Origin of the sequence: Rhizobium sp. LjRoot254, from assembly GCF_964254105.1 — a bacterium.
Classification (GTDB): domain Bacteria; phylum Pseudomonadota; class Alphaproteobacteria; order Rhizobiales; family Rhizobiaceae; genus Rhizobium_E.
This window is the reverse complement of sequence record NZ_CAXUSM020000001.1, coordinates 775122-795180: the sequence shown is the minus strand read 5'-3', so window position 1 is coordinate 795180 and position 20059 is coordinate 775122. Positions and strand designations below refer to the sequence as shown.

General features: G+C 60.5%; 19 protein-coding genes. 9 read left to right on the top strand and 10 right to left on the bottom strand.

Annotated features, from left to right (window positions below; translation table 11 throughout):
- Positions 1–124 precede the first annotated feature (124 nt).
- On the top strand, positions 125–1669 hold the full coding sequence (locus ACSQ26_RS03985; RefSeq protein WP_436006505.1) for a cation:proton antiporter: 1545 nt from the start codon (positions 125–127) through the stop codon (positions 1667–1669).
- Positions 1670–1690: 21 nt separating this feature from the next.
- Here the strand turns inward: ACSQ26_RS03985 and ACSQ26_RS03980 are convergent, their stop codons facing one another.
- From ACSQ26_RS03980 to petA, 4 genes are all read right to left on the bottom strand, one after another.
- Positions 1691–2233: an adenine phosphoribosyltransferase gene (locus tag ACSQ26_RS03980; protein ID WP_436006503.1), complete on the bottom strand. Its 543-nt coding sequence runs from the start codon at positions 2231–2233 to the stop codon at positions 1691–1693.
- A 103-nt stretch (positions 2234–2336) separates the two neighbouring features.
- On the bottom strand, positions 2337–3227 hold the full coding sequence (locus tag ACSQ26_RS03975; RefSeq protein ID WP_436006501.1) for a cytochrome c1: 891 nt from the start codon (positions 3225–3227) through the stop codon (positions 2337–2339).
- 13 nt (positions 3228–3240) lie between these two features.
- The gene (locus ACSQ26_RS03970) at positions 3241–4500 is read right to left on the bottom strand and encodes a cytochrome b (RefSeq protein ID WP_436006499.1); all 1260 of its coding nucleotides are present in this window, start codon (positions 4498–4500) and stop codon (positions 3241–3243) included.
- Positions 4501–4518: 18 nt separating this feature from the next.
- Positions 4519–5097: a ubiquinol-cytochrome c reductase iron-sulfur subunit gene (gene petA / locus ACSQ26_RS03965; protein WP_436006497.1), complete on the bottom strand. Its 579-nt coding sequence runs from the start codon at positions 5095–5097 to the stop codon at positions 4519–4521.
- Between the two features lie 347 nt (positions 5098–5444).
- Between petA and ACSQ26_RS03960 the strand changes: the two genes are divergently transcribed.
- From ACSQ26_RS03960 to ACSQ26_RS03950, 3 genes are read left to right on the top strand one after another with little or no spacing between them, the layout of a single operon-like run.
- Positions 5445–6419: an endonuclease/exonuclease/phosphatase family protein gene (locus ACSQ26_RS03960; protein WP_436006495.1), complete on the top strand. Its 975-nt coding sequence runs from the start codon at positions 5445–5447 to the stop codon at positions 6417–6419.
- A gap of 51 nt (positions 6420–6470) precedes the next feature.
- Entirely contained in the window at positions 6471–6767 is a 297-nt protein-coding gene (locus tag ACSQ26_RS03955; RefSeq protein WP_436006493.1) for a nucleotidyltransferase family protein, read from the top strand.
- A complete protein-coding gene (locus ACSQ26_RS03950; RefSeq protein ID WP_436006491.1) occupies positions 6767–7117 on the top strand; it encodes a HepT-like ribonuclease domain-containing protein in 351 nt (116 codons plus the stop codon). Before ACSQ26_RS03955 ends, ACSQ26_RS03950 begins: the two co-directional genes overlap by 1 nt.
- A gap of 5 nt (positions 7118–7122) precedes the next feature.
- On the opposite strand, the gene ACSQ26_RS03945 is transcribed toward ACSQ26_RS03950, so the two are convergent.
- Complete coding sequence (locus tag ACSQ26_RS03945; RefSeq protein ID WP_436006489.1) at positions 7123–8982, bottom strand: ABC transporter ATP-binding protein; 1860 nt, start codon at positions 8980–8982, stop codon at positions 7123–7125.
- A 134-nt stretch (positions 8983–9116) separates the two neighbouring features.
- On the opposite strand from ACSQ26_RS03945, the gene denD reads away from it, so the two are divergent.
- Entirely contained in the window at positions 9117–10103 is a 987-nt protein-coding gene (gene denD / locus ACSQ26_RS03940) for a D-erythronate dehydrogenase (RefSeq protein ID WP_436006487.1), read from the top strand.
- A 56-nt stretch (positions 10104–10159) separates the two neighbouring features.
- On the opposite strand, the gene ACSQ26_RS03935 is transcribed toward denD, so the two are convergent.
- Positions 10160–12073 carry an ABC transporter ATP-binding protein gene (locus ACSQ26_RS03935; RefSeq protein ID WP_436006485.1) on the bottom strand — a complete coding sequence of 638 codons (1914 nt, stop codon included), beginning with the start codon at positions 12071–12073 and terminating at the stop codon, positions 10160–10162.
- Between the two features lie 354 nt (positions 12074–12427).
- On the opposite strand from ACSQ26_RS03935, the gene ACSQ26_RS03930 reads away from it, so the two are divergent.
- Complete coding sequence (locus ACSQ26_RS03930) at positions 12428–12892, top strand: tRNA (cytidine(34)-2'-O)-methyltransferase (RefSeq protein WP_436006483.1); 465 nt, start codon at positions 12428–12430, stop codon at positions 12890–12892.
- Here the strand turns inward: ACSQ26_RS03930 and ACSQ26_RS03925 are convergent.
- Positions 12889–14871, bottom strand: a complete 1983-nt coding sequence (locus ACSQ26_RS03925) for a putative bifunctional diguanylate cyclase/phosphodiesterase (protein ID WP_436006481.1) — start codon at positions 14869–14871, stop codon at positions 12889–12891. The genes ACSQ26_RS03930 and ACSQ26_RS03925 overlap by 4 nt on opposite strands.
- A gap of 275 nt (positions 14872–15146) precedes the next feature.
- Between ACSQ26_RS03925 and hemF the strand changes: the two genes are divergently transcribed.
- On the top strand, positions 15147–16058 hold the full coding sequence (gene hemF / locus ACSQ26_RS03920; RefSeq protein WP_436006479.1) for an oxygen-dependent coproporphyrinogen oxidase: 912 nt from the start codon (positions 15147–15149) through the stop codon (positions 16056–16058).
- A gap of 116 nt (positions 16059–16174) precedes the next feature.
- A complete protein-coding gene (locus ACSQ26_RS03915; RefSeq protein ID WP_436006477.1) occupies positions 16175–16384 on the top strand; it encodes a hypothetical protein in 210 nt (69 codons plus the stop codon).
- A 17-nt stretch (positions 16385–16401) separates the two neighbouring features.
- On the opposite strand, the gene ACSQ26_RS03910 is transcribed toward ACSQ26_RS03915, so the two are convergent.
- Genes ACSQ26_RS03910 through ACSQ26_RS03900 form a run of 3 tightly spaced genes read right to left on the bottom strand, consistent with a single transcriptional unit; the run spans position 16402 to position 18877 of the window.
- A complete protein-coding gene (locus tag ACSQ26_RS03910) occupies positions 16402–17646 on the bottom strand; it encodes a CCA tRNA nucleotidyltransferase (protein ID WP_436006475.1) in 1245 nt (414 codons plus the stop codon).
- Positions 17643–18260 (bottom strand): CoA pyrophosphatase, encoded by a 618-nt coding sequence (locus ACSQ26_RS03905; protein ID WP_436006473.1) that lies wholly within the window; start codon positions 18258–18260, stop codon positions 17643–17645. Before ACSQ26_RS03905 ends, ACSQ26_RS03910 begins: the two co-directional genes overlap by 4 nt.
- Positions 18257–18877, bottom strand: a complete 621-nt coding sequence (locus tag ACSQ26_RS03900; RefSeq protein ID WP_436006471.1) for a DUF1285 domain-containing protein — start codon at positions 18875–18877, stop codon at positions 18257–18259. The genes ACSQ26_RS03905 and ACSQ26_RS03900 overlap by 4 nt, the downstream gene beginning before the upstream one ends.
- Before the next feature lie 150 nt (positions 18878–19027).
- Between ACSQ26_RS03900 and ACSQ26_RS03895 the strand changes: the two genes are divergently transcribed.
- Positions 19028–20044 (top strand): AAA family ATPase, encoded by a 1017-nt coding sequence (locus ACSQ26_RS03895; RefSeq protein ID WP_436006469.1) that lies wholly within the window; start codon positions 19028–19030, stop codon positions 20042–20044.
- The last annotated feature ends 15 nt before the right edge of the window (positions 20045–20059 follow it).

Genomic DNA, 20059 nt, shown 5'->3' with positions numbered 1-20059 from the left:
ACCACAAATTCCTATGAGATTGGTCGGTATTTCGCGCAAACGACTCCGCAACCGAGCTTGCGGGGTCGCCCCTTGCGCGCAGGGAACCGTTTCATTTAACAATGAGACGCCTTGGGACCGTCGCATGAATGTCTTCGAAAGCCTCTTGCTGTTGCTGTTGAGCGCGGTTCTGCTGCTGCAGGTCGCGCGCAAGCTTTCCATGCCCTATCCCTCGATGCTGGCGATGGCCGGGGTCCTGTTCGCGCTGATCCCCGGCGCACCCCACTTCACCTTCGATCCGCACATCGCGCTCGCGCTGTTCATCGCGCCCGCGCTGATGGATGCGGCTTTCGACTTTCCGCTCGGCACAGCGCGGCGGCTCTGGCTGCCGCTGGTGGTCTTCGCAATCGGCGGCGTGCTGATGACGACTGCCGTGGTGGCCTATGCCGGATGGGCGTTCGCCGGCCTGCCGCTCGCGGCGGCGGTCGTGCTGGGGGCCATCGTCGCCCCGCCGGATGCGGCCGCCTCGACGGCGATCCTCTCGACCATGGCAATTCCCCGCACCACCGATACCGTGCTGCGCGGCGAAAGCCTGTTCAACGACGCGGCCGCATTGCTGATCTTCGGCGCGGCTCTCGCCGTGCAGTCCGCCGGCAGCGTCGATTCGTCGGTCGCGCTTCACCTTACGGCCGCAGTTCCGGGCGGCATTCTGCTCGGCGTGGCGGCGGCCTATGTCCTGGGCTGGCTCAATCGATACATCGCCGATTCGCTCGGCGGCAATCTGATGCAATTCGTCCAGACCTTCCTGCTCTGGATCGTCGCGGAGAGGCTGGAACTATCGGCCGTCCTCGCCATCGTCGCGTTCGCCATGACGATCGCCAGCCGCAGTACGGTGGTATCCTCGGCCCGCATGCGGGTGCAATCCTATGCCGTCTGGACGGTCGTGGTCTTCGTGCTCAATGTCGTCGCCTTCCTGATGATGGGCATGCAGGCACGCGACATCGTCACCGCCATGAGCGGCACGCATCTTCGCGATGCGATCTTCTTCGCCGCTCTCGTCGTTGTGATCGTGATCGTCGCCCGCTTCATCCTCTGCATCGGCTTCAACCGCGCCCGTGCCCTCTATGCCAGGCGCCACGGGCAGCCGGAGCCCGCCGGCATCAAGCAGGCAATCCTCGCAGGCTGGTGCGGCATGCGCGGCCTGGTGACGCTGGCGACCGCCTTTGCGCTGCCCGCGGATTTTCCCGAGCGGGAAACCGTCGTGCTCGCGGCCTTCGCCGTGGTGCTGGCAACGCTGGTCATCCAGGGGCTGACGCTTTCGTATCTGGTCCGAGCCCTCGGCCTCGATTTCCGCGACAAGGGCATCAGCGAACTGGCTGGCCTCAGGGGCGAACTCGCTTCCGTCGCGCTATCGAAGCTCGACGGCATCGACGTGCCGGAAGCCGAGTTGCTGCGTTCCGTCTTCCGGCTTGAGCAGGACGCCACCAACGATCCGGAGCGCACATTGCCGTTCGAGAAGTATCGCAAGCTGGCGCTCAAGGCCGTGATGGCCCAGCGGCAGTTGCTTGAGCAATTGCGTGCGGAAAACCGGGTCAATATCGACGAATACAATCTCCTGCTCGAGGAGATCGACTGGCGGGAACTTTCAGTGCTTCCCGCCGAAGCACGGCATATCGAGGAAACGTCCTGAGCGACAAGATACCCTTGCGGATCAATGCCCTTCGAATTCGATCAGCGTGCGCACGGTTACGCCAAGCGCCTCGAGCTTCTTGCGCCCGCCGAGTTCCGGCAGGTCGATTACGAAACATGCCGCGACGATATCCGCGCCCATCTGGGTGAGCAGCTTGACGGCGCCCTCCGCGGTCCCGCCCGTTGCGATCAGGTCGTCGACCAGGATCACCTTCTCGCCGGGCTTCACCGCATCCCTGTGCATCTCCATCTCATCGATGCCGTATTCCAGGCTGTAGGCGATGCGCACTGTGTCGTGCGGCAGCTTGCCCTTCTTGCGGATGGGAATGAAGCCGGCCGACAGTTGATGCGCCATGGCGCCGCCGAGAATGAAGCCGCGCGCCTCGATGCCTGCGATCTTGTGGATGTTCCGGCCGGCATAGGGATGAACGAGTTCATCGATCGCACGCCTGAAAGCCTGCGGATTGCCGAGCAGCGTCGTGATGTCGCGAAACAGGATGCCCGGTTTGGGATAATCCGGAATGGTCCGGATGGCGGCAAGCAGGCTTTCGCTAACAGTGCTCATATGCAAGTTCCCGGTTGAGGCGGCGCGAGCATAACAACATGCCCAACGCCTGACAGCAAAAAAGGCGGCACGAGGCCGCCTTTCCCAAATCGATCAAGACCGATCAGTGATCCTTGCCTGCGTAGATCGCGCGCTTGGTCATCCAGACCAGGGCGGTGAGGCCGAGGAGGAAGATCAGCACCATGAAGCCGGTGCGCTTGCGGTCTTCGAGCTTCGGCTCCGCCGCCCACATCATGAAGGATGCGACATCGTGCGAATACTGCTGCACCGTCTGCGGAGCGCCATCGTCGTAAGTGACCTGGTCATCCGAAATCGGCTTGGCCATCTTCAGCGCAATGCCGCCAGAGAAGTGCGGATTGAAATGCGTGCCCTCGGGAACTGTGATGCCGGCTGGCGGCTCCACATAGCCATTGAGCAGCGCATGGATATAATCCGGGCCGCCTTCCTGGTAGCCGCCGACCACGGGGATCATGTCGATCAGGAACTGCGGGAAGCCACGTTCGACACCGCGTGCCTTGGCGAGCAGCGAGAAGTCGGGCGGAGCAGCGCCGCCATTGGCGGCAGCGGCGGCCTGCTCGTTGGCGAACGGCGACGGGAAGTAATCGGAGGGAACGGCCTTGCGGGTGAACATCTCGCCCGCGTCGTTCGGTCCGTCCTGCACTTCATATTCGGCGGCGAAGGCCTTCACCTGCGCCTCGGTGTAGCCGAGGTCGTGCAGATTGCGGAACGCGACCCGCTGCATGGCATGGCAGGCCGAACAGACCTCCTTGTAGACTTTCAGGCCGCGCTGAAGCTGACCCTTGTCATACTTGCCGAACACGCCGGCAAAGGACCACTTTTCTTCCTCGGGCTTGAGCACGGGAAAATGCCCTAGCTCCACCGCATGCTTTACTTCGGCCGCGAGGTCATGTGCCTCTTCCGCCGCGTGGAGAGCGTCGACACCGGCGCCCGTGAGGGCCAGGGCGAGGACGAAGCCAGTCAAAAGTTTCTTCATCGGTCTTCTCCCCTCAAGCCCTGGCGTTCTTTTCAAGAACCGCTTCCGTAATCGAATTCGGAAGCCGCCTTGGCGTTTCGATCAGACCAAGTACCGGCATGATGACCAGGAAGAAGCCGAAGTAGTAGAGCGTGCCGAGCTGCGACATGGCAGTGAAGAGCGGGGTCGGCGTGCGCGAACCCAGCCAGCCCAGCATGATGGCATTCGCCACGAACAGCCAGAAGAACAGCTTGTACCAGGGACGATAGACCGCCGAACGAACCTTCGACGTATCGAGCCAGGGCAGGAAGAACAGGATGATGATCGAGCCGAACATCACCAGCACGCCGCCAAGCTTGGAGTCGATCGGGCCGACATTGAAGGTGATCGCACGCAGCATCGCGTAGAACGGCAGGTAGTACCATTCAGGCACGATATGCGCCGGGGTCTTCAGCGGGTTGGCCTCGATATAGTTGTCCGGATGGCCGAGGAAGTTCGGCATGTAGAAGACGAACCAGGCATAGACCAGCAGGAAGATCATCACGCCGAGCGCATCCTTCATCGTCGCATAAGGCGTGAAGGCCACGGTGTCGGTCTTGGATTTGACCTCGACGCCGGTCGGGTTGGTCTGGCCGACCACATGCAACGCCCAGATATGCAGCACGACGACGCCGGCGATCATGAAGGGCAGCAGGTAATGCAGCGAGAAGAAGCGGTTGAGCGTCGGATTGTCGACCGCGAAGCCGCCGAGCAGGAACTGCTGGATCCACTCGCCGACTAATGGGAAGGCAGAGAAGAAGCCGGTGATGACCGTCGCACCCCAGAAGGACATCTGACCCCAGGGAAGCACGTAGCCCATGAAGCCCGTTGCCATCATCAGGAGATAGATGACCACGCCGAGGATCCACAGGATTTCGCGCGGCGCCTTGTACGAACCGTAGTAGAGGCCGCGGGCGATGTGCAGGTAGACCGCAATGAAGAAGAACGATGCGCCATTGGCATGCAGGTAGCGCAACAGCCAACCTTGATTGACGTCGCGCATGATCTTTTCGACGGAGCCGAAGGCGAGCGTCGCTTCGGACGAATAATGCATCGCCAGCACGATGCCGGTCAGGATCTGCACGCCCAGCATTACGGAGAGCATGGCGCCGAACGTATAGGCGAAATTCAGATTGCGCGGCACCGGATAGGCGACGAAGGAATCGTACATCATCCGTGGAAGCGGCAGACGCGAGTCCACCCATTTCTCGATGCCCGTCCGCGCCTCGTAGGTTGATTGATGATCAACACTCATAATAAATTGTCCCCTCTATCAACCGATGCGGATGACGGTGTCCGAAATAAAGCTCGATACCGGAATGATCATGTTCTCAGGTGCCGGACCCGAACGGATGCGCCCAGCGGTATCGTAGACAGAGCCGTGGCAGGGACAGAACCATCCGCCGAATTCGCCGGACTCGCCGAGCGGTACGCAGCCGAGATGGGTGCAGACGCCGATCATCACCAGCCAGTTTTCCTTGCCCTTGCCGGCAGAACGGTCGGCACCGGTCGCGGGCGCGTCGGCAGCGACGTTGGCGTTGCGCGCCAAGGGATCCTTGAGTTCAGAGACGTCGATCTTGTTGGCGTCCTCGACTTCCTTCGGCGTGCGATTGCGGATGAAAACCGGCTTGCCGCGCCACTTGACGGTCAGCGACATGCCCGGCTCGAGCGCCGAGACATCGACTTCGATGGAAGCCATCGCGAGCGTGGATGCATCCGGGCGCATCTGGTCGATGAACGGCCAAGCGACTGCAGCCGCGCCCACGACGCTCGCCATACCCGTTGTCAGATAGAGAAAATCGCGGCGGGTCGGACCGCCCCCTGCCCCACTTGTCGTGTCGTGTCCGCTCACGGCATTACCATCCTTTGCGCGAATTAACGTAAGTCCCTCAAGCTCAGTTCGCCTGAAGCCATATTCAGGCCACAGATTCCCCTACTTTCGGGCGCGTTCTAAGCTTGATCGCAGATTATGTCCAGCCTTGGCAAGGGGATGTGGGCACAATGTCGCGGGAAAACAGCGAGGAGCGCGCGGGTCGCGCGATCCAGCCGCCCGCCGGACCGGAAGGCCTGTAATCGCGCCGTTCTTCCGATGCTCCGATCAGGCGAATTCAACCGATCATTTCAAATCGGCCGCTCGCGTTTGCATGCCCTCTTCGGGCGTGTTAGCCGGTTTGTGCCTCAACCATGGACATTGCCGAAATGAAGAACCTGTCGACCATCATCGGCACCTGCGCCTTCCTCCTCATCCTGGCGCTTTCGGGCCGCTATGTCAGCGGGCACTGGATCTTCGCGACATTTGCAAGCTTCCAGATCCAGGGCGCGGCAATTGCTGCAGTGGTCGCGGCGCTCGCCTGGCTTCTTCATCGCAATGCAGTGGCCAGTCTCCTCGTTATCGCAGCGCTTGCGATCGGCATTCACGGCTACGCGATGCTCGGTGACTTCCGCCAGGACCAGCCATTGCCGCCGCAAAGCTGGCCGCCGCAGCTGAAGGTGCTCTCGATGAACGTCATGGGCGACAATTCCTTCGACAACGGCGGCAAGGTCGCCGACTACATGATCGCCTCGGGCGCCGATGTGATCTTCATCCAGGAGTCGGCACCGCTCGGCCCGCATATCGATCGCATCAAGGTCGCATATCCCTATCGGCTCGGCTGCGGCGCGCAGACGATCACCTGTGACTCGTCGCTCTGGTCCAAGCGGCCGCTGGTCGCCGGAGAGGTGAAGACGGCAAGCCCGATCTATCGCGACAGGCTGTTGCTCGCTTCGATCGATATCGACGGAAAGCGCATCAACTTCGCCAATGTGCATCTGACGAAACCCTATTTCGACAATATCGTCGCCATCGAATTGAAGAAGGTACGGGAATTCATCTCCGATTTCGCTGGCGTGCATGCAGGCCCGACAATCGTCGCAGGCGATTTCAACGCCTCGATCCTGACGCGCGACGTCAGACGCTTCGTGTCGGAAACTCAGTTGATGACAGCCAATAAGGAACCCGTAACCTGGCCGGTCGATGCAGCGACGGTCGGCATGGCGATCGACCATATCTTCGTCGCCGATCCGCTGCGGTTCCGGAAGCTCGAGAGGCTGCCGGAAACCTTCGGCTCGAACCACTACGGGTTGATGGCCGAAATCTGGTGGCAGGACATCACCCTCAGCTATCCGCCGCAATGAACCCATCTGACTGGCATTTTCATTTCCTCGCTTATCTTTTATGATCGTTGCATGCTCAACGAGAAACTGAAGACCAAGCTTGAACACGTGAGGCCTGCGCTGTCTAACGCGGGCGTATCTCATTTGGCGGTTTTTGGTTCCCAGGCACGTGGGCAGGCCAGCCCCGAGAGCGATCTCGACATATTGATCGACGTCGAGCCAAAGGCGTCGTTCAGCCTTATCGACCTGATCGGCGTCGAGCACATCCTGACCCAGGCGACAGGGATCAAGGTGAATGCGTTGATGCGAAGAAGCCTCGATGAGCAGTTCAACAAGGAGATCCGCCAAGATATCGTCGAGATATTTTGATGGATCAGCGGACACGTCTTCGGCTCGAAGATATTCAGGATGCAATCGAGCAGTTGAACTTCATTTTTGGCGGCACGAGTTATTCCGATTTTGTAACTGACAAGATCAAACGTGCTGCGTGCGAGCGCTTCCTTGAGATCGTCAGCGAAGCCACTCGACACATTCCTGATGATTACAAGGCCCAGTTTCCGGAAATTCCCTGGAAGCAGATCGCGGATATCGGGAACCATCTACGACATGCGTATCACCGCATCGATGCAGAGATCCTTTGGCAGATACACGCAAGCGGACAGCTTGCCGATTTGCGGAGTGCTATCGAAGCGATGTTGAACGGCTCCGAGCCCCGATAATAACTCTAGCTATCCGCCGCAATGAACCCGCCGGATTGACGCGCCCAGAGCTCGGCATAAAGACCGCCGTTCGCAAGCAGTCCGGCATGTGTGCCCTGTTCGATGATCGCACCCCTGTCCATCACCACAAGCCGGTCGAGGCTCGCGATAGTCGATAGCCGGTGGGCGATGGCGATCACCGTTTTGCCCTTCATCAGCTTTGCCAGGTTCTGCTGGATTGCGGCCTCGACCTCCGAGTCCAGCGCCGAGGTCGCCTCGTCGAGCACGAGTATCGGCGCATTCTTGAGCAGCATGCGGGCAATCGCGATGCGCTGGCGCTGGCCTCCTGAAAGCTTCACCCCGCGCTCGCCGACATGGGCGTCATAGCCCGTCCGGCCACGATAATCCTGCTGTGCAAGAATGAACTCATGCGCCTCCGCTTCCTGCGCCGCCTCCACCAGTTCCGCCTCGGTGGCATCCGGCTTGCCGAACAGGATATTGTCGCGGATCGAGCGGTGCAGAAGTGCGGTATCCTGCGTCACCATACCGATCCGGCCGCGCAGCGATTCCTGGCGCACATCGCGAATATCCTTGCCGCCGACAAGGATCCGGCCGCCCTCGACATCGTAAAAGCGCAGCAGAAGATTGACCAGCGTAGATTTTCCCGCACCGGACCGGCCGATGATCCCGACCTTTTCGCCCGGTGCGATATCGAGCGTCAGGTTCTCGATGAGGCCTGTACCGCGTCCGTAATTGAACGTGACATTGTCGAACTTGACCGACGGTTCCTCGAACACCAGTTCACCTACGCCCGGCCTGTCCGCCAGCCCGACCGGCAGCGAAATCATGTCGGCGGAGTTCTGGATGGTGCCGACATTGCGCATGATGCTGTTGAACTGTGTCATCATCCGGCCGAGCAGCATGTTCATGCGCAGCACGAGCGCCAGCGTGAACGCCACCGCGCCCGTGCTGATTTCGCCATCCAGCCAGAGCTTCACAGTGAGCACGGCCACGGTCGCGATCATCAGGCCCGACAGCATGGCAAGCGCGGTACGGACGCCGGTCAGATAGCGTGTGAATGGTACGACGGAAGCATAGAATCGCTCGAAGCCGTCCCTGATATAACGGTCATTATCCTCTTCGCGGCCAAACAGCTTCAGCGTCTGGATATTGGCGTAGGAGTCATTGAGCCGGCCGTTGAGCATCGATGACACCTCGGCAGTCTCGCGCGCATGCTTGCGGATGCGCGGCACGAAGTAGCGGGCGAGGAAGGCGAATGACACAAACCAGGCAAGGATGACGAGTCCCAAGCGCCAGTCGAGGCTGGTGACCAGCGACAGCGTCGTGATCGCATAGACCAGGATGAACCAGGCGACCTGCAGCAGCGATACCATCAGATCGCCGGACGCCTGCCCGGCCGCCCAGACCTTGGCGACGATGCGGCCGGAGAAATCGTTCTGGAAGAACGTCATCGACTGGCGCGAAATCTGCGCATGCGACTGCCACCGGACGAGATTGAAGAAACCCGGCACCACGGTCTGCTCTTCAAGCAGCGCCGTCAGCGCGACGACAATAAAGCGGCCGACTGCGACCGCCAGGATCATGACCAGCAGTTCGGGACCGTGCTCGCGGATCAGGCCGGCCCAACCATCCGTTCGCGGGGTCGCGTCGAGGATATCGACAAGCCGTCCCGTGAACCAGAACAGCGACGCTTCGAGCATGGCGACGAACCCGCCGACGACAAGCATCGCGAGAAATATCCATTTGGCCTGGGAGACATAGAACCAAAGGAAGCCCAGCGCGCTTGCCGGCGGCTGAAATCCTGATGTCTTGCGGTAGGGATCGATCCAGGTTTCGAAGCGTCTGAGGATGCGGGTAAAAAACATGACCACTTCACTAAACGGATTCCCGCCCGAGGCAAAGTGCGACAGAAGCATGACCGCCTTTTCGGCGCACAAATGCACTTGCCCACTGGGCGAACTTCCCCCATCACTTTGGCGACAATCTGACGGGAGGTCCTATGCGTATTGCCATTATCGGAGCCGCCGGCATGGTCGGCCGCAAGCTCACTCAACGACTGGTCGGGGATGGCAGCCTGCGTGGCGGCACCATCGAACAGATGATCCTCGCCGACGTTTTCCCGGCCGACGCCCCGGCTGACTTCGAGGGCGATGTACAAATTCTCTCAGGTGATTTTTCATCGCGAGAAGAGATCGACAAGCTGGTCGCGGCTCGGCCCGACATCATCTTCCACCTGGCGGCGATCGTATCCGGCGAGGCGGAACTCGATTTCGACAAGGGCTACCGCATCAACATGGACGGCATGCGCCACCTGCTCGAATCGATCCGCGCGGCGAATACGGCCGAGGGCTATCTGCCGCGGCTGGTCTTCACCTCATCGATCGCAGTCTTCGGCGCGCCCTTCCCGGAGACGATCCCCGAGGAATTCTACCATACACCACTCACGAGCTATGGCACTCAAAAGGAAATCTCCGAACTGCTGCTGGCGGACTACAGCCGCAAAGGCTTCGTCGACGGCATCGGCATCCGCCTGCCGACGATCTGCGTGCGCCCCGGCAAACCCAACAAGGCAGCCTCCGGCTTCTTCTCCAACATCATCCGAGAACCGCTGAACGGCGAAGAGGCAATCCTGCCCGTCTCCGATACTGTCCGCCATTGGCATGCGTCACCGCGCTCCGCCGTCGGCTTCCTGGTCCACGCCGCCGAACTCGACACGGCGCGCCTCGGCCCGCGCCGCAACGTCACCCTCCCCGGCGTTTCCTGCACCGTGGAGGAACAGATCGAGGCACTGCGCAACATCGCCGGCGAGGACGCCGTGAAACTCATCCGCCGCGAACCCGACGAGATGATCATGCGCATCGTGGGAGGATGGGCGACGCGGTTTGATGCCTCGCGGGCGGAGAGTCTTGGATTTACGGCGGACAAGTCGTTCGAGGATATTGTGAGGGTACATATCGAGGATGAGTTGACGCCCGCCAAGCAGTAACGGGCGTTCATCCCGCCAAAGCTAAAACGCCGGGGTTCTCACCCCGGCGCCCTCATTCACTCAGCGGCCACATCGGCCTCTTCCTCATCATCCTCTCGCCTGGCCTTAGGTGCCAGCACCACCTGTTCGCCTTCCTCCGCATCGTCGGAGATGAAGCCGCCGGATTGGCGCGCCCAGAGGTCGGCATAGATGCCGCCGCTCGCAACCAGCGCATCATGCGTGCCCTGCTCGTGGATCTCGCCCTTGTCGAGCACGATCAGCCGGTCCATCTCCGTCAGCGTCGACAGGCGATGGGCGATGGCGATCACCGTCTTGCCCTCCATCAGCTTGAAGAGGTTTTCCTGGATCGCCGCTTCCACTTCGGAATCGAGCGCCGAGGTCGCCTCGTCGAGCACCAGGATCGGCGCGTTCTTGAGGAAGACGCGCGCGATTGCCACGCGCTGCCGCTGGCCGCCCGAGAGCTTCACGCCGCGCTCGCCGACTTGCGCATCGAGACCCTTGCGGCCGTTCGGATCGACCAGCGTCTCGATGAACTCCCAGGCATTGGCGCGCTTGGCGGCCTCGATCACCTCGGCGTCCGTCGCATCGGGCTTGCCATAGGCGATGTTGTCGCGGATCGAACGGTGCAGCAGCGACGTATCCTGCGTCACCACGCCGATCTTGCCGCGCAGGCTATCCTGCTCGACCTTGCTGATATCCTGCCCGTCGATGCGGATCTCGCCCGACTCCAGGTCGTAGAACCTGAGCAGCACATTCATCAGCGTGGTCTTGCCGGCACCCGACCGTCCCACCAGACCGACCTTCTCGCCAGGCTGGATCGAAAGCGAGATCGAGTCGATGACGCTCTTGCCCGACTTGCCGTAGTGAAAGCCGATCTTGTCGAACTCGATACGGCCTTCCCTGGCCGCCAGAGGAGTGGCGCCCGAAACATCGCGGATGTCCTGCTTCTTCACCAGCATCGCCATGCCGTCGTACACCGTGCCGATATTCTCGAACAGCGCCGAGACTTCCCACATGATCCACTGCGACATGCCATTGACGCGGAGCGAAAGCGCAATCGCGATGGCAATGGCACCGGTCGAGATCGAACCGGACATCCAGAACCAGATCGAAAGCGACGTGACCGTGAAGGTCAGCACCGCATTGTTGGCATAGACCAGCCCGTGGAAGGTCGTGACCAGTCGCATCTGCCGGTGCACCGTTTGCAGGAACGCGTCCAGGCCTTCCTTCGCGTAGATCTCCTCGCGGCCGGCATGCGAAAACAGCTTCACCGTTGCGATATTCGTGTAGCTGTCCACGATGCGGCCCGTCATCATCGAGCGGGTGTCGGCCTGTTGCTGGGAGATCGTCCGCATTTTCGGAATGAAGTACCAGAGCAGGCACGAATAAAATGCCACCCAGGCGCCGAGCGGCAGCATCAGCCGCCAGTCGGAGGTGCCGATCACCACGAACATCGTGATGAAATAGCTCAGCACATAGACGAAGACATCGAGTACTTTCATCGCCACTTCGCGCACAGCAAGCGAGGTCTGCATCACCTTGGTGGCGACGCGACCCGCGAATTCGTTGGCGAAGAAGGTCATGCTCTGGCGCAGCAGATAGCGATGCATCTGCCAGCGGCCGATCATCGGATAATTGCCGAGCAGCACCTGATGGATGACCATCGACTGGAAAAAGACCAGCAGAGGCAGCGCCAGCAGCGTGAACAGCGCCATGACCCACAGCCGGGCGGACTCGTCCTGCAGAAAGGTCTTCGGATCGGCCTTCGAGAGCCAATCGACGATCTGGCCAAGGAAGTTGAACAACATCACTTCGCCGACGCCGATCCCGGCTGTCATCACTGTCAACAGCGCAAGCCAGCCCACGACCGGGCGCGAATAATGATAGATGAATGCGAACAGTCCTTCCGGAGGCCGCTGGGGCTCTTCGGAGGGATAGGGATTCACACGATTCTCGAACCAGGCGAACATAAGGAATTCTCCGGATAAGAGCCGCCAATGCTGCTCTTGAGGAAATTGGCCGGTAGAATGCAGGCGGCGAGGGCAAATGCCGTCAGGATAAAACCGGTAAATCTAGGAAAGGCGAAGGATCCGTAGGATTTAGGACGCTCGTTGCATCATCCGGCGGAGGAAGCGAATAGCTGCAATGTTATCCATCTTTTACCCTCCTTGATCTTCGCGTTAGAGATGGCCTTGGATAGACCCGTTTTCAACCAAACGCCAGACCCGTTTCTGATCTTTATCGAGAGAAAACAGCTTGAGGCTGCAAATGTTGCGAATTGAGCACAGATGCGGTAGCGGCCTCCATCACCACGGAACCAGCCAATGCCCGAACTCTCCATCGCCCTTTACCAGCCCGACATTGCCGGCAATACCGGCACGATCCTGCGGCTCGCCGCCTGCCTGGGGCTCACGGTCGAGATCATCGAGCCGGCCGGTTTCGACCTCTCGGATCGCAATCTCAAGCGCGCGGGCATGGACTATCTCGCGTCGGTCGCACTGACGCGACATCTTGATTGGCGGCATTTCGAGGAGTGGCGGCACGGCACCGGCCGCCGGCTGATACTGGCTTCGACCAGGGCCGCTGATATCTATACGGAGTTCCGGTACGAGAGGAACGACATCCTGCTGTTCGGCCGGGAAAGTGCGGGCGTTCCCGGCGCAGTCCATGAGCACGCCGATGGCTGTGTGCTCATCCCGATGGTCGCCGGCCAACGATCGATCAACGTCGCGATGTCGGCGGCGATGATTGCTGGAGAGGCGCTGCGACAGACCGGCTTTGCCGCTTAAGCGGACATTGCCTTGCCGTCCTTGAACGTGTCGATATAACCGATGAAATTATCGATCGGCAGCGGCTTGGACCAGTAGTAGCCCTGGCCGGAATCGACGCCGAACAGCGACAGCATCGAAGCGGCACGCTGGGTCTCGACGCCCTCGGCAACGATCCTCAATCCGAGGGCCTTGGCCATGCGGACGATGGCTTCCACCAGCGCCAGATCCTGTGCGCTGTCGAACATGGCGAAGACGAAGGACTGGTCGATCTTCAGCGTCGCGACATCGAACTTGCCGAGATTGCCGAGGTTGGAATAGCCCTTGCCGAAATCGTCGACCGAGAAGGAAATGCCCTTGGCGGAAAGACGGCTGATCTGCCCCTTGATATCGAATTCGTCCTCGAGCAGCAGCGACTCGGTCAGTTCGAGTTCCAGCGATTCCGGCGAAAGACCGCAGACCTCGAGCGCGTCAAGCACGACGGCTTCCAGATTGCCTCGCTTGAACTGGACGGCGGAGATATTGACGGCGACCGCGAAATCCTTGTGGCCGAGATCCTGCATGCGTCTGCACTCGCGGCATGCCTCCTGGATCACCCATGCGCCAATCTCGATGATGATGCCGGTATCCTCGGCAACCGGAATGAAGACATCCGGCGGTATCGGCTTGTCGCCATCGGGGAACCAGCGCAGCAGCGCTTCGGCGCCCCTGATTCGGCCGGTTTCCAATTCGATCTTCGGCTGGAAGTAGAGCTTGAATTGCTGTTTCTCGATCGCGGTGCGGAGCTGGGCCGCAAGCGAAGCCGAGGCCATGACCTTGTTGTTCATGGTTTCGTCGAAAAGCTTGAACGTGTTCGCCGCCACGCCCTTGGCGCGGTACATCGCGATATCCGCCTCGCGCCTGAGGTGCTCGAAGGTCACCGAACCGTCGAGCCTGATCGCGCCGCCGATAGAGCAGGTCATCATGATCACATGCCCGCCAGCTTCCAGAGGTGCGGACACCCGCTTTTGAACGGTGTCTGCGAGCGCCTCGACCTGCTCGGGCGTGATTGCCGACAGGCTCATCATGCCGAAGACATCGCCGCCGATGCGGAAAAGGAAGGCGTCGCTCGCCACATCGGCAAGACGCGCCGCGATCGCCTTCAGCACGCCGTCGCCGAAGACATGGCCGAGTGAGTCGTTGACCGCCTTGAAATTATCAAGGCCGATCATCAGCACGGTAGCCTTCGGACCGTCGCGGCCGGAAATCTCGTCGCGGTATTTCTTCTCTGCCATGAAAAGGTTCGGCAGGCCGGTCAACGTGTCGTGGTTGGCAAGCCGGAAGATCTCATCCTCGGAGGCCTTCGCCTTGCGGTATTCCTTGTTGTAGCGCGACAGCAGCTGGCGCATGTCGTAGGCCAGGATGAAGACCGTGACCGCGGTGACCGAGTAAAGCATCACGGCGTCACCGACATTGGACCAGTCGAACGCAAAGCCGGAATAGTCGACCCAGCCAAATTCGTTGGCGAGACCGAGCGCGATCGTATTGAGCAGCACGGCCGCATACATTACGACAAAGTGGCGCGGCGTGGCCAGGATCGCGGCAAAGACCAACGAGACCGAATTTCCGAGGATGATCTGGTCGCGCAGGCCGTCGCCGGCCCATGTTATATAGCTGACGGCGCCGAAAATCGTCCATAGGAAGATGAACTGCGCGGCGGACGGGCGATCGGTGTCGTAATAGCGGCGTGCCACGAAGAGGACGCAGAAAACGGCGCCGGCCGCGAGGCTGAGCCACAGGCCGCGATCAAAGAGAACGTTGTTGATGATGGAAAGCACGATCAGCGCATTGATCGCGAGGATCATCTGCTTCACACGGCGCGCATTATAGCTGGCGAGCGCCTGGATCACATCGATCTTGTCGGAAGTCGACAGCAGCAGGTCGTCGGGCGAGGACGAACGGCCGGCAGCATGGCTGCTGCCCTGGTCCGGTCTGAATCTCGCGAATAAATCAAACAACATCACATTTCCGCTCAGTTGGCGCTATTTTGCCTTGTATGGCTTCTGCGTTCAACCTGTCGCATATGGGCGACACATAACTTCCTCAGGTTTGCCGGGAAAAACGTTGTGGTACCGGCACATGCCCGGTCTAGACCCGATCTTTTAGTAAACTTTTAATGCGGCGTGCAAAATCCGACATCTCCTCGACTGTTTGCCATCATGGTTGATTTTCTCTTTCGCTGCCGGGGCTGAGTTGCTAACAGGCGTCACCTGCAATTCGACGGAATAAAGACGTAATGGAAAGACCGGAACTGCCGAAAGGCCTGCCCGCTGACATAGAAACGAAGAAGGAGCAGGCCCGGCATTGGTTCGAAAGCTTGCGCGACGCGATCTGCGCGGAATTCGAAATGCTGGAGAACGAGCTCTCTGGCCCGCTCTCGCATTTCCAGCCGGGAAAATTCGTCAAGAAACCATGGCTTCGGGATGATGGTCGCGGTGGCGGCGGCACCATGTCCACACTGGAAGGCCGCGTGTTCGAAAAAGCGGCGATCCATACGTCCACCGTCCATGGCGAATTCTCACCGGAATTCCGCGGCCAGATGCCCGGCGCGAACGAAGATCCGCGCTTCTGGGCGTCCGGCATCTCGCTGATCGCCCACCCCGTCAATCCCAACGTGCCTGCCGTTCATATGAACACGCGCATGGTGGTCACGTCCTCGCACTGGTTCGGTGGCGGCGCCGACCTTACCCCCGTGCTCGACAGGCGTCGCACCCAGCAGGATCCGGATACGCTACTGTTTCATCGCGCTCTGGAGATCGCCTGCTCGCGCCATCCGGTTGCCGACTACCCGAAATTCAAGGCGTGGTGCGACGAGTATTTCTTCCTCAAGCACCGCAATGAGCCGCGCGGCGTCGGCGGCATTTTCTACGATTGGCAGCACTCGCCTGCCGAACAGGGCGGTTGGGATGCCGACTTCGCCTTCACGCGTGATGTCGGCCGCGCCTTCGCGCTGGTCTATCCCAAGATCGTGCGCGGCAGCTTTAACCAGCCGTGGACCGAGGCCGAACGCGATGAGCAACTGGTTCGCCGCGGCCGCTATGTCGAGTTTAATCTTCTCTACGACCGGGGCACGACATTCGGTTTGAAGACGGGAGGCAATGTCGAGGCGATCCTGTCTTCCTTGCCCCCGGTGGTGCGCTGGCCCTGAGGCACGTACCGCAGTACGATGGCGTTCAAAATGGTGTGAAACCAAGCTCCATCGTGTCTTTCTAATGCAAACCGTGTTATGATTCTTCAGTTCCTGAGAAACTGGAGGAGTTGATCATGGAAAGATTTGATGACGGTGCCCCATCCGCTTCGGATACGGGCAATGCCGTCGATCCCTCGACTTTGAGTTTCATCGATCGCATCTCCTGGTTCGAGCGGCAGAAGCCGGTCGAAGCCGACAATGACAATCATTCACCCCATGCGCGCGACGAACAAGGCTCTGCCTGCTTCGACAGCTGGGCACTGCCCGATTTCATGAGGAATTGAACGTTTTCCTGGCGGGGCTAATGCTTGAGCTTCGCCAGAAGTTCATCCTTCGATAGCTTGAAATTCGAGGAGACCCACAGGTTTTCGAGAGTCGTGAGCTTTTCGCCGATCTGTGGACCGGGCTCGAATCCCAATTCGACAAGATCCGCCCCTTTCACGGGCATCACTGGCTTTTGCCACTTCATGGCCTGGGCGAGAAGAGAATTGAGCCGCGCCACGCGCGGTAACTCCTCGGCATTTCCTTCAGCCTTGGCGGTCGCATTGGCAAGGGCGATCTTCAAATTCACCTCTGCACCGAGCGCTCCATGCGCATAGAGCATCGCGTCGAATTGCGGCCCGGATATCGGGTCAGGTATCGTGGGATGATCCGCAAACGCCGTCAGATAGGCGCGTTCCACCGTGGAGAGCTTCAGCCGATCCGCCATCGCCATCAGCCGCTCACCATCCGGCGGCACGATTGCGGCGAGCCTCAGCATCGGATCAGGCGCCCAGCCGAACTTGCCTTCCGCTGCCACGAGCGCTGGGACAGCGTCGATCCCCCATTTCTCGGTTTCGGGCAGGACCACGGTGAGCACACCTGATGTCCGCATCCACAGCAGCGCCCGGAACGGATCGGAAGCCGACAACAGCTTCTTCATCTCGGACCAGACCCGCTCGGACGAAAGCGTCCTGATCTTCTCCTTGGCGACAGCACTCGCCTTGATGCCCTGGGCATCCGGTCGGCCACGGCCATAATGGGCGAAGAACCGGAAGAATCGCAGAATCCTGAGATGATCCTCTTCGATCCGCTCGGCAGCATCGCCGATGAATCGGATATTCGCTTTTTCGATGTCTTCCAGCCCGCCGGCATAATCATGCACCAACCCCGACTGATCGGCATAGAGCGCGTTGATAGTGAGGTCGCGCCGTTCCGCATCCGCCCGCCAGTCCGTTGTGAATTCGACCTGCGCGTGACGGCCATCCGTCTCCACATCACGGCGCAGCGTCGTCACCTCGAACGGATGGCCATCGACCACCAGCGTGACGGTGCCATGCTTCATGCCGGTCGGCACGCATTTGACGCCTGCTTTTTCGGCCCGCGCCTGCACATCCTGCGGCAGCAGGCTGGTTGCGATATCCATGTCGGATACGGGAATGCCCATCAGGCTGTTGCGCACGGCGCCGCCCACGACACGCGCTTCGCCGCCATCCCGGTTGAGCAGTGCGAGTACACGCTGGAGCCCGGGGTCCTGGAACCAGCCCTCGCCGGCGACCGATGTCATTCATATAGCCTTTCGTAAACCGAACGGATGATGCCCGCGGTAATGCCCCAAATGCGCCAGCCGTCATAGGGCATCACATAGAATTTGTGGCTGAGGCCTCGCGTCTTCCACACGTCTTCCTCATGATTGCCGGGGTTCATCAGGAAGGCCAGCGGGACCTGGAACACATGCTCGACCTCATCTGGATTGGGGTTCAGCGTGAAGCCGGTGCGGATCGTCGCGAGAACGGGCGTGATGCGAAAGCCGGACAATACAGGTATCGCCGGCAGGGCGCCGATCACATCGACGAAATGCCTCGCGAGCCCGATCTCCTCCTCCGCCTCGCGAACTGCCGCCACTTCGGCACTCTCGCCGGGATCGAGCTGGCCGCCGGGAAAGGCGATCTGGCCGGAATGCTTTCTGAGCGCGTCGGTGCACTTGGTGAGGATGACATGCGCCGCATCATCCTCGACAATGCCGACCAGCACGGCGGCATCTTTCAGCTTCATGCCCTCGAGGCCGAGATGCAGGCGGTCGTTCAGGCGATAGTCACCATATCCAAGAAAATCCTCGGCATTACCGCCGGCATGCCTCTCCGCACGGAGGCGAAAATCTGTCGCTGTGAATATGCTCATATCGAAAGGGCTTCCAACTCGTCAGCGGGCATGACGGGGAACAGCTTGCCGCCCGAGCGTATGCAGAACATCATCACGCCGTCCAGTTCGACCTGCTCGCCAAGCTCCACCAGGTCATACATGACTGGCCGCGACACCAGCGCCTCCAGATTGCCCCGGATATGCAAATAGGGCTTCAGTTCGTGGTTTTCGCCATAAATCTCGAACCGCAATGCGTGATCCGGCCCGGCCTCTGCGACATCACCAACATTTGTTCGGAACGTGAGAACCTGGCCGGCGCCCTCGCCGCTCACCGCCATTTCAACAGCAAGAAACGGCGCGTCCTGCACGCGTATCCCCACCTTTTCCACCGGCGTGACGAGATAGGTCTTGCCGTCGTCGTCCTTCCTGAGCACGGTCGAAAACAGGCGGACCAGCGGCTGGCGGCCGATCGGCGTGCCCATATAGAACCATGTTCCGTCGGCACGGATTTCCATGTCGATATCGCCGCAAAAGGGTGGGTTCCAGCGATCCACGGGCGGCAGGCCGGTCTTGTTGTTGGTGTCATCAGCCGCCCGCGTGATCAACGCCGCCAGCTGTCCGGCATCCCTTAGGGCACTTATTTCGCCGTCTGCCATTGTTCTGTCCTCATCACCACCATTATGGGTGACGCAATCTTGATTGGAAAGCCGCTTGTCTGTTGTGGATACCCCTGTAAGGTTGAGAAGAGGCTTTAGACAAGCTGAAATTCCGATTCGTTCGGCGGCTTATTATTTCCGGAGGTTTTCATGGGTGCAATGACACCGGCGGAAGGCACGATCGACGAGGCAGCTGTCGCAGCCGAAGCCGAGCAGGCACTTGAGGATATCGCGCGCATCAAGACCGAGACCGCAAAGGCGATCTTCGGTCAGGAGGCCGTGGTCGAGCAGACGCTCCTGGCGGTGCTCTCGGGTGGCCACGCGCTTCTGGTGGGCGTGCCGGGTCTGGCAAAGACCAAGCTCGTCGCCACATTGGCCACCGTCCTCGGCCTCGCGACCAGCCGCATCCAGTTCACACCCGACCTGATGCCATCGGATATCCTCGGCTCGGAAGTCATGGACCAGGACGCAGCCGGCAAGCGCAGCTTCCGTTTCGTCAAGGGCCCGGTCTTCACCGAACTGCTAATGGCCGACGAGATCAATCGCGCCAGCCCACGCACCCAGTCGGCGCTGCTGCAGGCGATGCAGGAATATCATGTGACGATCACCGGCCAGCCCTATGCGCTGCCGCAGCCGTTCCATGTTCTGGCAACCCAGAACCCGCTGGAACAGGAAGGCACCTACCCGCTTCCCGAAGCGCAGCTCGACCGTTTTCTTCTCGAAATCGACGTCGAGTATCCGGATCTCGTAGCGGAAAAGCGCATCCTGCTTGAAACGACCGGCGTCCGCGAGCAATCCGTGCAGGGCATGATCGACGCCAAGCGCCTGCAGCAGATCCAGACCCTGATCCGCCGTATGCCGGTGTCCGAAAGCGTGCTCGAAGCGATCCTCAAGCTCGTACGCTCGGCGCGACCCGGCAATGGCAACGAATTCGCCGACCAGAAGGTCGCCTGGGGACCGGGACCGCGCGCCGGCCAGGCCCTGATGCTGACCGCCCGCGCCCGCGCCCTCTACGAAGGCCGCTTCGCTCCCTCCGTCGATGACGTCATCGCGCTGGCAGGCCCTGTGCTCCAGCACCGCATGGCACTGACCTTCGCCGCGCGCGCCGATGGCGTGACGATGAAGGAAGTGATCGCAAAACTCGTGGCTCCCCTCAGGGCCGGCTAACAGGCCGGATAAAGG

Coding starts and splice junctions, on each gene's coding strand:
- hemF (WP_436006479.1), top strand. CDS start 15,147: ATGGAAAGACCGGAACTGCCGAAAGGCCTGCCCGCTGACATAGAAACG.
- ACSQ26_RS03985 (WP_436006505.1), top strand. CDS start 125: ATGAATGTCTTCGAAAGCCTCTTGCTGTTGCTGTTGAGCGCGGTTCTG.
- ACSQ26_RS03970 (WP_436006499.1), bottom strand. CDS start 4,500: ATGAGTGTTGATCATCAATCAACCTACGAGGCGCGGACGGGCATCGAG.
- ACSQ26_RS03895 (WP_436006469.1), top strand. CDS start 19,028: ATGGGTGCAATGACACCGGCGGAAGGCACGATCGACGAGGCAGCTGTC.
- ACSQ26_RS03915 (WP_436006477.1), top strand. CDS start 16,175: ATGGAAAGATTTGATGACGGTGCCCCATCCGCTTCGGATACGGGCAAT.
- ACSQ26_RS03935 (WP_436006485.1), bottom strand. CDS start 12,073: ATGTTCGCCTGGTTCGAGAATCGTGTGAATCCCTATCCCTCCGAAGAG.
- ACSQ26_RS03905 (WP_436006473.1), bottom strand. CDS start 18,260: ATGAGCATATTCACAGCGACAGATTTTCGCCTCCGTGCGGAGAGGCAT.
- ACSQ26_RS03980 (WP_436006503.1), bottom strand. CDS start 2,233: ATGAGCACTGTTAGCGAAAGCCTGCTTGCCGCCATCCGGACCATTCCG.
- ACSQ26_RS03925 (WP_436006481.1), bottom strand. CDS start 14,871: ATGTTGTTTGATTTATTCGCGAGATTCAGACCGGACCAGGGCAGCAGC.
- ACSQ26_RS03955 (WP_436006493.1), top strand. CDS start 6,471: ATGCTCAACGAGAAACTGAAGACCAAGCTTGAACACGTGAGGCCTGCG.
- ACSQ26_RS03900 (WP_436006471.1), bottom strand. CDS start 18,877: ATGGCAGACGGCGAAATAAGTGCCCTAAGGGATGCCGGACAGCTGGCG.
- denD (WP_436006487.1), top strand. CDS start 9,117: ATGCGTATTGCCATTATCGGAGCCGCCGGCATGGTCGGCCGCAAGCTC.
- ACSQ26_RS03945 (WP_436006489.1), bottom strand. CDS start 8,982: ATGTTTTTTACCCGCATCCTCAGACGCTTCGAAACCTGGATCGATCCC.
- ACSQ26_RS03960 (WP_436006495.1), top strand. CDS start 5,445: ATGAAGAACCTGTCGACCATCATCGGCACCTGCGCCTTCCTCCTCATC.
- ACSQ26_RS03910 (WP_436006475.1), bottom strand. CDS start 17,646: ATGACATCGGTCGCCGGCGAGGGCTGGTTCCAGGACCCCGGGCTCCAG.
- ACSQ26_RS03950 (WP_436006491.1), top strand. CDS start 6,767: ATGGATCAGCGGACACGTCTTCGGCTCGAAGATATTCAGGATGCAATC.
- ACSQ26_RS03975 (WP_436006501.1), bottom strand. CDS start 3,227: ATGAAGAAACTTTTGACTGGCTTCGTCCTCGCCCTGGCCCTCACGGGC.
- ACSQ26_RS03930 (WP_436006483.1), top strand. CDS start 12,428: ATGCCCGAACTCTCCATCGCCCTTTACCAGCCCGACATTGCCGGCAAT.